Origin of the sequence: Nocardia yunnanensis, assembly GCF_003626895.1 — a bacterium.
Taxonomy (GTDB): Bacteria; Actinomycetota; Actinomycetes; order Mycobacteriales; family Mycobacteriaceae; genus Nocardia; species Nocardia yunnanensis.
Genome location: NZ_CP032568.1, coordinates 7790330 through 7805014, shown reverse-complemented (window position 1 = coordinate 7805014; position 14685 = coordinate 7790330). Strand labels below are relative to the sequence as shown.

Sequence of the window (14685 nt, the reverse complement as noted above, 5' to 3'; positions counted from 1 at the left end):
GTCCCCCGATTCAGATCCGTCATGAACCGCCTACCGTCCTGCGAACTGTAGTCTGGCACACTTTCGGACACCTCGGTGAACAAAGTTGTTCACCGCAAACGGGGGTCGGTGGGCGCGGAATCAGCCGGCGATCGTCGCGGCCATCTGCTGTGCGGTAGCCGCGTGACCGTACTGATTGGGATGGAACGGCATGCCGTCGCCGTTCTCGACCTTGGTGCCGTTGACCCATCGATTCGCCACCGGCTGGCACACATCGTGGCCGTTGTAGAGCTCGAAGGTGCTGAAATATTCGGTGCCGGCCTGCGATCGCAGCATGGTGTTCAATCCGCCGATCACGGTGTCGCGCGCCCAGTTCGCGTCGTCGGGCAGCACGGGCTGCTGACCGAGGCAGGTGGACGCGTCGTCCGGCAGGATCTTCGGGTACCCGACCAGCACGATGCGCGCCTGCGGGGCCCGGGTGCGAATCGCGACGACCAGCGTCGTGAGCTTCGCCGAGGTCTGCGCCAGCCGCGTCGGCATCGACGCGGCGAATTTGTTCTTGCAGCCCAGCAACGCTTCGGCACTGCCGCTGGCGCTGCCGGTGGCCAGCGCGCCGATGGCCGTGCCCGAGCCGCCGCCGAGGGTGCCGGCCTCCACGCAGGCCTTCACGATGTCGGTGAAGCCGATGTCGTTGCCGCCGATGCCGAGGGTGACCAGGCCGGTGTCGGAGGTGACCGCCGAGAGCTGGGTGCTGGTGACCGAGTCGGTGGTCGCGCCGCCGCAGGTGACGTCGGTGAGGCTGTAGCCGCGCTGCGCGGCGAACAGGTGCGCGTAGTTGTGATCCGAGCGTGAGCAGCTCTGATCGAGAATGGTGGGGATGCCGACGCCCGCGGCGAACGAATCCCCCAGCGCGACATACTTCTTCCCGGTGTCGGCGGTGGCCGGGGACAGGGTGCCGAGAACGCCGACAGCGGCGATCGCCAGCACGGACAGGCAGCGGTGAAGCCTCACAGACAATCCTTGCGGTCGAGCACGAATGATCTGAGCCACTGTAATTTCACTTTTTGATTCGGTAGGCAAGTTGATCGAAACGTTATTCGGCGGGACGGCGAAAGCCCGGGCCGATCGGCCCGGGCTTCGTCGGAATGCCTCGTCAGCGCGTGGCGATGATCGCCGAGCCATGGCCGAACAGGCCCTGGTTCACCGCGATGCCCGCCCGCGCGTTCTCCACCTGCCGGCCGTCGGCCTGCCCGCGCAGCTGCCAGGTGAGCTCGCAGATCTGGGCGATGGCCTGCGCCGGGATCGCCTCACCGAAACAGGCCAGGCCGCCGGACGGGTTGACCGGCACGCGGCCGCCCAAAGTGGTTGCGCCACTGCGCAACAGCGCCTCGGCACCGCCGATCTCGCACAATCCGATGTCCTCGTACCAGTCCAGCTCCAGCGCGGTCGACAGGTCGTAGACCTCGGCGAACGACAGGTCCTCGGGGCCGATCCCGGCTTCCTCGTAGGCGGCGTGCGCGATGGCGGAACGGAAGGTCCGTTCCGGCGGCGCCACCGCCACCGCCGAATCCGTCGCGAAGTCCGGCAGGTCGAGCACCGTCTTCGGGAACGTCGGGGTGACCGTGGACAGTGCGCTGATCTTGACCGGATCCGAAATGCCATGGCGGCGTGCGTAATCCATCGAGGTCAACACCAGCGCGGCGCCGCCGTCGCTGGTGGCGCAGATGTCGAGTAGCCGCAGCGGATCCGAGACGATCGCGGAGGCGGCGATCTCCTCCGCCGAAACCTCCTTGCGGTAGCGGGCATTCGGGTTGTTCAGGCCGTGGCGGGCGTTCTTCACCTTGACCGCGGCGAAATCGTCGAGGGTGGCGCCGTGCAGGGCCATGCGGCGACGGGCGTAGAGCGCGAAATAGATGGGGTTGGTCGCGCCGAGCAGGTGGAAGCGCAGCCAGTCCGGGTCGTCGCGGCGCTCACCGCCGACGGGCTGGAAGAAGCCCTTGGGCGTGGTGTCCGCGCCGATCACCAGCGCCACCTCGGTCAGCCCGGCCAGGATCTGGGCGCGCGCATTGGCGATGGCCTGCGCGCCCGAGGCGCACGCGGCGTAACTGCTCGAGATCCGCGCGCCCGACCAGCCCAGGGCCTGCGCGAAGGTCGCGCCCGCCACGAAACCCGGGTAGCCGTTGCGGATGGTGTCCGCGCCGGCGATGTAGCCGACGTCCTTGTGGTCGATCCCGGCGTCGGCGAGCGCGGCCCGCGCCGCGACCAGCCCGTATTCGACGAAATTGCGTCCCCATTTGCCCCACGGGTGCATGCCCGCGCCGAGGACGGCGATATCGCGGTTCGTCTCAGTCATTGACCGGCCTCCACATCCACACCGTGTGCTCCGCCTCGTCGTCCTCGTAGAGGGTGCCGACCGCCAACTCCACCGGCATGCCGACCACCAGATCGTCCACGGTGAACCCGCGTACCACCTGCCCGAGGATCACGAGCTTCTCGACCTCGAGTTCCACAGCCGCAACCACATACGGCTCGAACGGATCCCCCGAGACGTACGGCGCGGGCGGCTTGTACCGGGCGTCCGCGTACGACCAGATCCGGCCGCGGGTGGAAAACAGGTACTCCTCGAGCTCGGACCCGTCCTTGGCGCCCGTGCAGTACGGGTTGCGGCAGGCGAGCGTGTTCTTCGGGAAATACGGTGTGGCGCAGGCACTGCACCGAGTCCCCTTCAGGCGCACCGTGCCGTCATCCACGGTGAACCAGTCCGCCACGGCGGGACGTTGTTCTTTCTGCACAATCCGACGGTATAGGAACACGTTCTATTTTGGGAGGGGAATCCGCTCCGCTCCCGCTCACCGGCCGGTACCGTGAATCGGATCGAGACCACACCGGCGACACCGAGCCGACCTGGAGTACCACGACACAATGGGCAGCAAAGCCATTGACCCGCAATCGATCCGCAATGTCACGCTGGTCGGCGAGCTGGCCGACACGTCGCGGCTGGTCCACCGCCTGCGGCACCGCTTCGAGCACACGGCCGTCAGTTCCCAGCTCACCCTGGATTTGAGCTTCGGTGGAACCGGTCACAGAATTCGTCTCACCGAGCAGTCCAGCCGGGCGCCCATCGCCGCGCTGGAACGTGCCATTCGAGTCGCCGACAGCGTCGTCGCGGTCCACAATGCCGCCGCGCCGGTCGCCGCGCGTTCGGAAACGGTGCTGCGCGTGGCCGACGACCACCAGGTCGCCCGGCTGTGCCTGATCACCGGGCTCGATCACCCGGCCGCCGACTTCACCCGCACCCTGCAGACCATTGCCGCCACCCGTGGCGCGACTCCCCTCGTCCTGCACACCCCGGCGGGCACCGGGCCGGCTTTCGAAGGCGTCATCGATCTCCTCGCCGCCCAGCCCCTCGCCGATGTCGCCGCCGAAATCTACGGTCCCCATTGGCCTCTCGCCGAACACCACTATCGCGCTCTCGTCGCCGCCCTGCCCGGTCACCCGGGCGACGACATGCACACCCGCATCCGCTTGCGGACCCGCGTCGGCGACATCGTCCCCATCCTGTGCAGCCCCTACCCCTGCTCCGACGACCTCCCGCCATTCCTGGACGCCATCCTGCGCTACCTCCCCTCACCCCTCGACGTCTGCCAGCCCGAACACGCCCTCGACTACTGACACATCACAAACATTCCCGACTGCCGGTCCGAGCGCCCCACCCACCCCGTAGGGTGAGCATCAGCCGGCCTCGCCCCGAATCATTCGGATTCGGCCCCCCGACGCCGCTGGCGGAAAGAACCCACATGCCTCCTGCACGCGAAACCACCCTCCGCCACGAGCACAGCGAGTTCAGCGCCGCCCGCGCCGCCGAAAAAGCCGCCTGCGCCGAGCAGAACAAACTCGCCGCCCACACCGTCGCCGCCCACGCCCTGGACGCCGCCGACTGCGCCAGCCTCCTCGAAATGCTCGGCCTCAACGCCGGCGAGCCCGAAGACTAGAAACCCGGCACTACTCGCCCGAAGCGGTGTCCCCCTCGGATGGCGAGGACTCGGACTGCTTCGGTGCGGCGGGCACCCATTCGCGCACCTGCTGCACCACCGAGCCATAGAACGCGTCGGTCGCCGAGGTGACGCTGGAGATGAAACTCGCGGCGGTGCCGGATCGGCGACTGCCCATGGGGAAGGTCTGCTCCAGCGCGAAGGACACGATCTCCCCCGCACGACCCTGCGTGAGGACCTTCGGATTCTCGCGCACCGTCGACAGCAGTTCGCACGCCTCGTTCCCGCGTTCGGAGAACACGGCCTCGACGCGCACATCGCCCGGGGCGTCCTGCAGCTGTTTGAGCAACCACGACAGCCGGCGGCCGGCGGTCCCTTCGTTCGGGGCCTCGAGGGTGGTGCGGCAGCGAATCCGGTTGGTCCGCAAGTCGGCGATGACGGACAGATCACCGGCGGTATCGGGGATGCGGAGGACTGCCTCGAAGGAGCCGTCGGTCGCCAACCGTTCCGCCACCGCGGCATTGCGGGCGGCCGGATCGGTGCGGTGGCGACGGGGCAGCACATGCTTGACGGTCGCCCCGAGCTCGGCGGTCAACCGCAAGGCGAGATGCCGGGACAACGACACCCACGCATCGGCGACCTGCAACGCCTTCTGATCACTGGCGCGCGACGTTCCCGCGACCACCGCGTCCCGGACGGCGACCCAGTGCCGTCCCATATCCACGAATTCGGTAGCGCCGGAACGAGGATGGACCAGATAGCGCAGGAACTCGCTCAGCACCCAGGCTTGCAGTTCGTCCTCGATACCGCCGTGGGAGAGCAGCATTCGGGCCTCGTGTGTCACCTCCGCCCACGACAGATGCCGCAGGGCGACCTTGGCGAGTTTGCGGCGATCGACCTCCACGGGCAGCTCGCCCGGGCCGGCGGGGATATCGTTCGACAGGCTGACCACGACGTCGTACTTCTTCCGGCGCGCCACCTCGAGATAGTTCTCGAGCTGATCGCGTTTCAGCTTGCCGGTGCCCGTCTTGACTTCGAGCAGGCCCGTCCACACCCGGCTGCCGCGCACCACCTTCAGGACGGCATCGGGGATGACCTTCGAATCACCCAGCTCGTACTGGACTTCCGCGAATCCCTCGAAGGTGCCGACGGGCGCGCCCATGCGCGCGCACAGCGCCCGCGCGAAGGGACGCACGGCCTGCATGGTCGCGACGAGAGCCGACGTGGCGCGGCGTTCCTGCTCCTCACCCGCACCGACGCCGACGACCGAGAACAATCTCGCGGGCTGCCAGCTGTCGTGCTCCGCGAGCTGGGGCTCGAACGGTTTGAGCTTCTTCGCCGCCGCTTTCGCCGTGCGCACACCCCGGTTCCGGGTGGCTGGCCGAGTACTCGGCGCGGTGGCCGGCTCGACCTCGGGCTGCGCTACCGGGGTGGTTGCGGGCGCCGGGTCGTCGTCGATGCGCACCCCGAAATCCGTTGCCAGCCCCGACAATCCGGAATCCCAGCCCTGCCCGACCGCCCGGACCTTCCAGGCGCCGTTGCGGCGGTAGATCTCGCCGAACAGAAAGGCGGACTCCGTCGTCGCCTCTGCCGTCGCGTATTCGGCGATGGTCCGGCCGGTCCCGTCGATGACGCGGAAAGCGATCTTCCCGAGGCGTTCGAACGTACCCGCGCCGACGCTGCCGGCCAGCGCGACCGTGTGAACAGCCTCCGGGACGGTCGCGAGGTCGATGGCGATGCGCGTCTGCGCGCCCTCCTCCGTCACTCCCGTACCCAAGAACCGGACCGACCCGTCCGCGGACTCCGGCTGGTTGTAGAAGACGAAATCGCTGTCGGCGGCCACTTTTCGCGACTCACCCAGCAGCAGAGCGGACGCGTCGACCTCGACCTCGGACTCCGCCCAGCCGATCACCACGTCGACCCGCTGGACATCCTCCGGCAGTGACGCGTTCTCCCCTTTGGACAACATCGACAACGTCAGGCCCCTCACCGTTCCACGACTATCGCATTGCCGCCATCAATACCCGACTGCCCCAACGCAATCGATATGCCGACGGATACGGCAACCGATCCAGTTCTCCTGCGGGAGGCGTGGGTGATCGGGACCAATTGCCTGTGCGGCGGACCGGGTTCTTCCAGGACCGGGACCGCCGGACGAGCCGGCGGTCCGTCGTCTGTCGTGCGTCGCTTGTCGTCTGTCGAGGGGGCTAACCGGCCACTGCCTTGCCGTAGGTCTCCGTCAGCGCCGGCCAACCCTCGGGCGAACCGACGGCGTCGCGCATGGATCCCCAGTCCGTGCCGTGCCGCTCGAAGCCGGAGTGCACCAGCGTCACCCGCGTGCGATCCGATCCTTCCGGCGCGAACGTCACGTCGACGCGGCTGGCCCGGGCCGGGTCCGGCTGGTATTTCCAGTCGAGGCTGATCTGCCAGGAAAAGGCGACGTGGTGCGGCGGATCCCACTCCAGCACTGTGCCCCACGGGCATTCGGTCCCGTCGGCCTCCCGCCCGTAGCAGCGTCCACCCGGCCGCGGCTCCATCACCTCCTCCACGAGATCGCCCGCGCCGATGTGATGGGCCCGCGGCCACCAACTGTCGATGCCGACGGTGAACACCTCGAACGCCCGATCCGGCGGCGCCTCGACCACGAACTCGACCCGAACGTCCTTGTCACTCAACGACTGCGTCATGATTTCTCCTCTGCCGTGCGCTCCTGGCGAGCGCGCCGATTCACTTCCTCGGAAAACGCCGCGGTAGCCGACACCCAGAACTGAGTGAAATACGCCCGCAGCCCCTCGATCCCCTGTGGATCCAGCCGATACACCCTGCGCGTACCAATGGCCTCGTCAACCACCAGCCCCGCCCCTTTGAGCACCTTCAAATGCTGCGAAACCGCAGGCCGACTAACCGGCAGCTCCGCCGCCAACTCACCAACAGCACAGGCCCCCCGCCCCAGCCGCTCGAAAATCGCCCGCCTGGTCGGATCCCCCAACGCATCCAACGCCGCACTTTGGTAAGTCTCCACGAACCGTAAGCCTAAACTTACCAATGGCACCCCGCAATACCCCCCCCCCCAGACAACCTCAACCCAGCCCAGCCGCGGGCCCAGACTGCGTGGGCATCCGACAGCGCTCTGAGACGAAACGCCCGCCACACGCCCCGCGCCGCGGCGAACGTTGCCGCCCGAGGCGCCGCCATTCACTCGCGCTCGTTGCGGATAAGCCTCAACGCCACGTCCCTAGCCGGTCGGCGGTCAATTCCGCCGGACACCTGGCACATGATGGCATTGGCCGCCAGGCACGAGTAGGCGAGACTTGATCAATGGCCGAGTTGAACTTCGCGGATCGCCTGGCTGGTCTCAGTTCGAAGCGGTTCTCGACATTGCGCCCCGCACAGGCGCACGTGCTCGAACGCTTCGCCGAGCTGGATCATGATGCCACTCCCGACATCGCGGTCGAACTTCCGACCGGCGAAGGCAAGACCCTCATGGCACTCCTGATCGCAGACTGGGCGTTGGACAACGGCATGTCAGTCGCATACCTGACCGGCAACAAACTTCTTGCCACACAGGTCCAAGCTGAGGGATGCACGCTACCGGGCATCGATGTGCACCGGTTCGAGAGTGGCTACTATCCGGGGGCTCGCGTCGCCGACTACCACCAGGCGCAGGCAGTAGGCGCGATGAACTACTGGGCGTACTTCAATCACAGCCCCAAGGTCGAGCCAGAACTGGTGATATTCGATGATGCACACTTGGCCGAGCAACCACTCGCGGGCCTCTTCACGCTTCGAATCCCGAGAGCAGCAGGTGGTGGAACCGGCCTGTACCGCGAGATCTGCGGGATCGCCATCGAGACCCTCTTCGAGGAGATGGCCTCCCGATTCACCACCTACGTGTCGGCCTATGGCAAGGGCAGCGCCAAGGAACGTGGCATGGCACGCGAAGCCGTCGAGTCGACTCTGCCCCAGTGCGATTGGCTATCACAACTACTCTCGCCAAGCCATGGAAAGCTACTTCGACGCCAGGATGTTGTCGACCTGTTCCACGCAACGCACGCCTGATCGGTAGACCTCCCGGTTCACTAAGGACTCAGCGCCGCGTGTAATCCGCCGGTCGGTTTACCCGCAAGGAGGTCTGCGGCACACTGTGAGCATGTCCGAGCGCATCTCGACACCGTTCAGTTTCGCTGAGGTCAAGCCCTACGAGGTCGTCGACTCCCTGGCTGAACTGCACGGCCCGGAACACGGAGTGCTGAGGCTACCGGTCGAGCTGGCCTGGGGTGGTCGAACCGAGTTCGACCTCGACGACGAATACGACCGCACAGCGGTATACAAGATCGTCCTCGAGGAAGGAACCAAACAGCACTTGGAAGAGCTGGTCAACGGACGGGTGTTGGCTGCGATCTGGCACCAGATGCGGCCCGCTCGGCTCGTCCGCGCCCTGTGGGAAAAACAGTTCCCACAGCTGCGGACCGCCGCCTGATGGATCCCCGCCAACACGAACTGGCACGCATCGCACTCGCCACCGTCGGCAATCGCGGATTCGTCCTCGGCGGCGGTCACGCCGTCGCCTTGCACGGCATGTGCTCGCGGCCGTCAGAGGATGTCGACTTGTTCTCCGACGTCCGCGGTCCACCAGGCGAGGTGGCCGATGACGTGATCTCCGCATTTGAAAGTGTCGGGCTCGCAGTCGATGTCGTACGACGAACCCCCGACCTGGTCCAGATGACAGTCATCTTCCCGGACGAGCACGCTGCCAAAGTCGACCTCGGCGTTTTCTGGCGAGCCCGATCTCCCGTGCTGCTGGTGACCGGTCCTACACCCCGACGACGCGGTCGCTGGCAAAATGGACGCCTTGTTCAATCGGTGGGCACCTCGGGACTACCTCGACATCGACGCCATCCTGGCCAGCGGGCGCTATACCCGCGAACAGCTGCTCACGATCGCCGCTGAACACAATCCCGGATTCGACCGGGGCATGTTCGCCGAGTCTCTGTTCTACCTGCGACGAATACCCGACCGAGATTTCACTCCCTACGAGGTCACCACCGACGCCGTCGCAGCGATGCGGCTGCGCTTCGCAGACTGGGAACAACAGCTGACCAATTGACCGCATCCAATGCCGTCACCCAGTGACCATGTCGGGCAACCGCTCACAGAAAGGAAGCGGGTATCTCCAGAAAGCGCGAACACCGCATCGTCGTGACCAGCGAACTGAGGGACCCTCCCGACTTACAGAGGCTCAGTCGGGCAATCATCAAAATCGCCAAGGAGAAGGCCGACAACGACCAAACCCGCGCGGCCCGTCCACCCGAGTGACCAGACTCATCGCAGGAACCGCCAACTCCACACTGACCGCTCGCCACACTGATCACGTCAGTTACCTTCAGGCTCAAGGACCCTGAGGGGTTCGAACCGCCGGTAGCCCTGTTATTGCAGCTCAAAGGGCTACTACCGAGCACGCAGTACGAGCGAGAATAGAGAAGTCTCTGACCTGCGACTTCTCTCTGGGTGGACCTAGCGGGATCTTATTCGAACCGCGCTGACCTGCAGAAACTCGAAGCAGCCCTAACGAAATCTCAGGTTCAGGACGCCTCAACAGTCCGACGTCGCCATCGTCCCTCCAAACATACGCCGGCTGTGGCCCGTCCGACCCAGCGGCTCGAACGCCGACTCTCACGCACCGAAAAGAACGAGCTGATCCAGGCATACCGCGACGGTGCATCCACCGCCGAACTCGCCCGCCGCTACCGCGCATCCAAGAGCGCGATCCTCGAACTGCTCACCAAGGGCCGCGTCCCACGGCGCTACCAGTCGATGACCGAAGCCGACATCGACCGCGCCGAACAGCTCTACCTCGTCGGCCACTCTCTCAGCGCCTGCGCCAAGCTCACCGGATTCCCCGCGAGCAGCATCAACCGCGCCCTCAACAACCGTGGCACCCCGATGCGCCCAGCAGGGCGACCACGCACCGCTCACTAGTCCAGCGGTCGGTGTGTCGACACGCCGCGCCAAAAGATGACTTGTCGATTCAGGCAATCGATCAGCAAATCTCAGCTTCACGTCGAATAAGGACGAAAACGATGCCGATCACCCTCAACACTGACCAGCTCACCACCACGTCGAGCATTGCCCCTATGCACGCCGATACGGACAGCCTCCCCGACCAGCGTGCACACACGAAATTCTTCTGGACGATGCTCGCCCTCTCGGCGGCGGTGAGCATCACCGGCAATGCGACCCACACCGTACTGCACGCAAGCACGAGGCCAACAGTGGCGGCAGTAGTCGCGATCGTGCCGCCGATCGCGCTACCCGGCGCAATCCACGGAGCCACGATCCTGCTGCGTGCACACGCGCGAGCAAGGTTCGCACAACTGCTCGCAACACTGATGACCATGCTGATCGCCGTCGGCGCGTTCCGGCTGTCGTTCACCGCGCTCCGCGATCTCGCCATCTCGGCCGCAGTGCCCGAACAGCAAGCATGGCTATGGCCCGTCATCGTCGAAGGGTCGATGGCCCAGGCAACCATCGCCCTGCTCGCGTGCGCACACCGCCGACTCCCGCATACGCAGAGACACACCTCTGCAACCGGCCTGGATACGAACATGGGCAGCACTGGTTCCGACGAACTGACCACGGACACAACTGATCTCCGAGCGGACCCTCCGAACCAAACCCGAGCGGGCGCCGACAACCTTGCGGACCCCACACTCGAAGGCGTGCATACACCCACCGCCGACCGACCGCCGATACCGCGGTGGTCGCGGATCGCGGCCACGATCTGCGACCGCGACCCCGCCCACCGCCGAGACCCGAACGAAGTCGCCGCCATCCTCACCCGCCACTACGACCACGGACAGACCCCCACCCAGATCTCCCACGATCTCCGACGAAGTCGATCGACCATCAGCAGAATCATTAGCGACGCAGCACCCCTTCGCCTACTTCACGATTCCGAATGACTGTGCCGAAATTCGAACTCGCCTACCGCCCAAGTCATTCCGAAATCCGGGACACTGGGCACGACCCTTGTCCGTCAGCGGCTGCAAGCAGCGTCCTGTCCCCCTCACATCGGCCCCGGGAACACCTCGATGGTGCGGTGACGGGCTCGAGTAGTTGCGACGTAGATCTTTCGGTGGGTGTCTTGGGTGACGGAGAGCCCAGCGCTGAGTGCCTTGCGTTCGCTGTCACTGAGGTACACACCGACGATGTCCCATTCCCCTCCCTTGGCTTGGTGAGTGGTGAGGCCCGGTACGGGACGTCCGGGGTGAGTCATGCGCGACTGAAGCATGGCGAGCCGCCTGGTGTGAGCTGCGTGCGGCGGACGGAGGTTCCGGGCGGACACAGTGCCGATGACTGCCACGAGCGCGTTGTACGCAGCCTTTGTGGCAGCGGGGGTGCCGGGCTTGAGTATCTCGATGACCTGCTGCAGATCAGGCTCAAGTTGCCGGACAACGTCGCGATCCTCGATGTTGAGCGCCGTGAGCGCATCGCCTAGGTAGGTGGCGTCGAGGTCGAGGATGTTGCGGGTGACGTGGTTGAGCAGCAGGGTCGCGGCGGCTTCTTCGTACCCACCTTTGAACGAGTGGTAGGCGAGTGGGAGGACGCCGCCCCCGATGGCCCAGAGGTCCTTCCAGAGCAGCGCGAGGGCTACGTCGACGTCGTCCCGATCAGCGGGGAGGGTGACTCCGATCCCGTTTCGGAGGTTGTTGGCGAGCTCGGTCTGTTCTTCCGTCTGCCAGCGGAACGATCGCGTGAGGGGCAGTGTCGGGATGTCCCTGCGTGTCAGGCTGAGTTGAGACCGCCACTTCACAGCAACTCGACCTGACGCGGGGCGAGAGACGGACCGATTTCTGTTGAGAACTTCCACCACCACATCGATCACGGACAATGGTCGGATGGAAGGCGGTCGAGCGGCTGATACCGAAACCTGCGCCCAGCACCGCGATGTCCTCGCGTTTACGGAACCAGGCCAGCACGAACATCGCCTGCCGAAACGGTGTCAGCGCCCGGGCACCGCGGCGGGTGCCCCGGGCTCGCCGTTGGGCGGCCAGCAACCGCGAAACATGGCAGACCAGCTCCCGGGACACGTCGAGCATGGCACGATAGGCGATCACGTGGAGTCCTTCAGGCATCGGAATTCTGTGGGAGAAAACCGGTCTACCTGGGACTCCACGCCCATGACCGGGCAAGTCCCGAAACTCCCGAATGCCCGAATCCCTCAAGCACACACCGAAGTTGATGAGATCACCTCAGTGAGCCGTTTTCATCCTGACTGGATGTTGTTGGTAGACAACGGGACTGGGTACGGCGTGTCTGCGCCGGGCATGAGGAAGCACCTGGTAGTACGGCTGTCGACTAAAACTCGCTGTACCCCAGGGGCTTCCGTTGCTGTTCTACCGTTCCGCGCTGCCGTTGTCACGTCAGACTCTCCACTTCGTCGCCGGGCTGATCCGTCGGTACCGCCGCGCGATCGGCTCGGCCTGGCGCAAGCTCGATCCGGGCCGTCAAGCCCTGCTCGTGCTGGCCCACCTGCACAAAGCCGAGACCTACGCCGACCTCGGTGCCGGGTGCGCATGAAACCCGGGGGGATTCACCCGCGCTGGCAACCGCCGAATCAACCGGGTCCTGCACATCATGGCCGTCGTTCAACTACGCCACCTCACCGCAGGCCGCGCCTACTACGACACCCGACGAGCAGCCGGAAAGACCTCGAAAGAAGCCCTGCGCGCGCTGAAACGGCACCTGTCCGACGTCGTCTACACGCGCATGCTCACTGACCAGAACCTGGATGGAGGCGATGTCGGATGGATCGACCCCGAGCGGATTGGTGTCGAGGATGACCAGGTCGGCTTGCTTTCCCACGGTTATGCTGCCGACTGTGTCTGCAACGGCGAGTGCGGTCGCCGATCCCATCGTGTAGGCGCGTAGGGCCTGCTCTGTGGTGATCGCTTCCTGCGGGGCGTATTGCTCTCCGCCGGCGACGGTGCGTGTCACGGCGGCCTGGACAGCGGGGAGCACACGATAGTCGGCGGACGGGTAGTCGGAGGAACCGGCGAGGATGACCCCCGCATCGATCAGCGTGCGCAGCGGCATCGGCGGCAAGTCGGGCATGAGTGAGGCTGCGGCACGGAACGATGCGCCCAGTTCCTCGAACCAGATCGGTGACACCACCGCGACCGCGCCGACACCAGCGACGCGGGCGGCGAGTGTGGGTCCGCAGAACAGTGCGTGTTCGATCCGAGGTCTCCCCGGGAGCGCGTCGATACGATGGTGAACGGCGTCGAGCGCCCGGGTTGCTTGGTCGATCGCGGCATTGCCCAGGGCGTGCTGGGCGGTTTGCAGTCCGAATTCGGCCGCGGTGGTTATTGCCGACTCCAGGGCGTGCCGCTCCCAGAACAGCGTGCCGTGCCGCAGCTTGAGGTCGCCGCGAGGTCGAGCGATTCTGCCAGACATTGCTGCGCGGATCGCGGCAAGGCCGTGCCCGCCTCTCGACAGGGTGACGAGCCGGCCCAGCATGTGGACCGATTCACGGATCGACAGGCACACCGCACAGTCCTCGCCGCCGTCGAGGAACAATTTCGCCGCGCCGACCGGGCTGCGGGCTGGACCGCAGCCGGTGGCCGGGCCTGTCGTGCGCGGTGTCATCAGCGACTGTGTCGCGATGGGCATGCGATGCACCGTGATCGGCAATGTGCCGCCAGCGACCGCGCGCTGGTAGAGGACGTCGAATTCCGGTGAGACCGCCGCATCGCCTACTCGCGTGATTCCGGCCGCCGCGAGATCCTGCGCGTGTGACCGGGCCTCGATGAGCCAGGCATCGCCACCGCTTGTTACCTGCGATCCTCGGGATGTGGCCTCGGCAAGGTACAGCGCCGCATCAGTCACCGTACCGCGCGGTAATCCGTTGCGTCCGAGAGGGATCCGACCGCCAGCCGGTATCGATCGTGGCGGGAGCCACCCCATCGCGTCGAACCCGGCGCTGTTGAGTGCTCCAGAATGCATGCCTAGCGCAATGACCAGCAGCGGCCGATCGGGGCAGATCTCATCGAGCTCTCGGCGGGCCGGGTGGCGGTGTTCACGCAGATCCAGGGGTGAGTAGCCGAATAGTCGAACCCACCCGGTTCCGGGTGTGTTGAGGACGTGGTGTTCGACCAGGCCGAGGCCGTCTCGGATCCCCGAGCCTGCGGGGAGTTGGTGTAGGTCAGGGCTGCGGCGGCCCAATGCGCCGAACAGGAAGTGGTGATGGGCGTCGACAAACCCCGGAAGCAGCGCCGCACCACGCAGATCCACTTCGGTCGCGCCCATACCAGCGGCATATTCGCGAAGTTCGACGTCGCCACCCACCGCAGCGATCAGACCGTCACGAACGAGTACGGCGGTGGCAGCTGGAGCTGAGTCGTCAAACGTCACAACAGAACCGCTGAAAAACAAGATCGACTCGGTCACGATTCCCCCCTGCACGATCGCCACGCCCGGCGCCCCGCCGCAGCCGCCGTTCCAAGACCCGGTGCTCGCTTCTGCGAGACCTGACATCTCACCGCACACCCCATCCTGCCATCGCAGAACTCCCCATGAATGCAGGACGGCCTCGCCCGCCGAACATTCGGCATTCGGCAATGGCGGATGTCCGGGACGGGTCAGTTCGGCACGGCCGGTTGATCTTCCGCCGCGCCGCGCTGGCCGCTTCGGTCAGCGCGGGATGCGGCAGAGT

General features: G+C 65.9%; 15 protein-coding genes and 1 pseudogene. 8 read left to right on the top strand and 8 right to left on the bottom strand.

Annotated features, from left to right (window positions below; translation table 11 throughout):
- Nucleotides 1-120 precede the first annotated feature (120 nt).
- The 3 genes from D7D52_RS36820 to D7D52_RS36810 form a co-directional block, all read right to left on the bottom strand.
- Nucleotides 121-990, bottom strand: a complete 870-nt coding sequence (locus D7D52_RS36820) for an SGNH/GDSL hydrolase family protein (RefSeq protein ID WP_162958844.1) — start codon at nucleotides 988-990, stop codon at nucleotides 121-123.
- 142 nt (nucleotides 991-1132) lie between these two features.
- Nucleotides 1133-2332 (bottom strand): lipid-transfer protein, encoded by a 1200-nt coding sequence (locus tag D7D52_RS36815; RefSeq protein WP_120743556.1) that lies wholly within the window; start codon nucleotides 2330-2332, stop codon nucleotides 1133-1135.
- Nucleotides 2325-2771 carry a Zn-ribbon domain-containing OB-fold protein gene (locus D7D52_RS36810; RefSeq protein ID WP_246023542.1) on the bottom strand — a complete coding sequence of 149 codons (447 nt, stop codon included), beginning with the start codon at nucleotides 2769-2771 and terminating at the stop codon, nucleotides 2325-2327. Before D7D52_RS36810 ends, D7D52_RS36815 begins: the two co-directional genes overlap by 8 nt.
- 130 nt (nucleotides 2772-2901) lie before the next feature.
- Between D7D52_RS36810 and D7D52_RS36805 the strand changes: the two genes are divergently transcribed.
- The gene (locus tag D7D52_RS36805; RefSeq protein ID WP_120743554.1) at nucleotides 2902-3651 is read left to right on the top strand and encodes a translation factor GTPase family protein; all 750 of its coding nucleotides are present in this window, start codon (nucleotides 2902-2904) and stop codon (nucleotides 3649-3651) included.
- Between the two features lie 125 nt (nucleotides 3652-3776).
- Nucleotides 3777-3971, top strand: coding sequence for a hypothetical protein (locus D7D52_RS36800; RefSeq protein ID WP_120743553.1), 195 nt, complete (start codon nucleotides 3777-3779; stop codon nucleotides 3969-3971).
- Nucleotides 3972-3981: 10 nt separating this feature from the next.
- On the opposite strand, the gene D7D52_RS36795 is transcribed toward D7D52_RS36800, so the two are convergent.
- From D7D52_RS36795 to D7D52_RS36785, 3 genes are all read right to left on the bottom strand, one after another.
- Nucleotides 3982-5952, bottom strand: a complete 1971-nt coding sequence (locus tag D7D52_RS36795; protein WP_120744734.1) for a TerD family protein — start codon at nucleotides 5950-5952, stop codon at nucleotides 3982-3984.
- A gap of 226 nt (nucleotides 5953-6178) precedes the next feature.
- Entirely contained in the window at nucleotides 6179-6658 is a 480-nt protein-coding gene (locus D7D52_RS36790; protein ID WP_120743552.1) for an SRPBCC family protein, read from the bottom strand.
- Nucleotides 6655-6993 carry an ArsR/SmtB family transcription factor gene (locus tag D7D52_RS36785; RefSeq protein WP_120743551.1) on the bottom strand — a complete coding sequence of 113 codons (339 nt, stop codon included), beginning with the start codon at nucleotides 6991-6993 and terminating at the stop codon, nucleotides 6655-6657. The genes D7D52_RS36790 and D7D52_RS36785 overlap by 4 nt, the downstream gene beginning before the upstream one ends.
- Nucleotides 6994-7289: 296 nt before the next feature.
- Between D7D52_RS36785 and D7D52_RS36780 the strand changes: the two genes are divergently transcribed.
- From D7D52_RS36780 to D7D52_RS36755, 5 genes are all read left to right on the top strand, one after another.
- On the top strand, nucleotides 7290-8030 hold the full coding sequence (locus tag D7D52_RS36780) for a DEAD/DEAH box helicase family protein (RefSeq protein WP_120743550.1): 741 nt from the start codon (nucleotides 7290-7292) through the stop codon (nucleotides 8028-8030).
- 91 nt (nucleotides 8031-8121) lie between these two features.
- Complete coding sequence (locus tag D7D52_RS36775; RefSeq protein WP_120743549.1) at nucleotides 8122-8451, top strand: hypothetical protein; 330 nt, start codon at nucleotides 8122-8124, stop codon at nucleotides 8449-8451.
- A gap of 372 nt (nucleotides 8452-8823) precedes the next feature.
- Nucleotides 8824-9078: a hypothetical protein gene (locus D7D52_RS36765; protein WP_162958843.1), complete on the top strand. Its 255-nt coding sequence runs from the start codon at nucleotides 8824-8826 to the stop codon at nucleotides 9076-9078.
- 530 nt (nucleotides 9079-9608) lie between these two features.
- Nucleotides 9609-9950, top strand: coding sequence for a helix-turn-helix domain-containing protein (locus D7D52_RS36760; protein ID WP_120743546.1), 342 nt, complete (start codon nucleotides 9609-9611; stop codon nucleotides 9948-9950).
- A 101-nt stretch (nucleotides 9951-10051) separates the two neighbouring features.
- Nucleotides 10052-10933, top strand: coding sequence for a DUF2637 domain-containing protein (locus tag D7D52_RS36755; RefSeq protein WP_120743545.1), 882 nt, complete (start codon nucleotides 10052-10054; stop codon nucleotides 10931-10933).
- Between the two features lie 104 nt (nucleotides 10934-11037).
- Here the strand turns inward: D7D52_RS36755 and D7D52_RS36750 are convergent, their stop codons facing one another.
- Nucleotides 11038-11862: an ATP-binding domain-containing protein gene (locus D7D52_RS36750; protein ID WP_162958842.1), complete on the bottom strand. Its 825-nt coding sequence runs from the start codon at nucleotides 11860-11862 to the stop codon at nucleotides 11038-11040.
- Nucleotides 11863-12359: 497 nt separating this feature from the next.
- On the opposite strand from D7D52_RS36750, the pseudogene D7D52_RS36745 reads away from it, so the two are divergent.
- Nucleotides 12360-12548, top strand: a pseudogene (locus D7D52_RS36745) (IS5/IS1182 family transposase); the annotation flags it as partial.
- A 75-nt stretch (nucleotides 12549-12623) separates the two neighbouring features.
- Here the strand turns inward: D7D52_RS36745 and D7D52_RS36740 are convergent.
- Complete coding sequence (locus D7D52_RS36740; protein ID WP_162958841.1) at nucleotides 12624-14444, bottom strand: amidohydrolase; 1821 nt, start codon at nucleotides 14442-14444, stop codon at nucleotides 12624-12626.
- Between the last annotated feature and the right edge of the window lie 241 nt (nucleotides 14445-14685).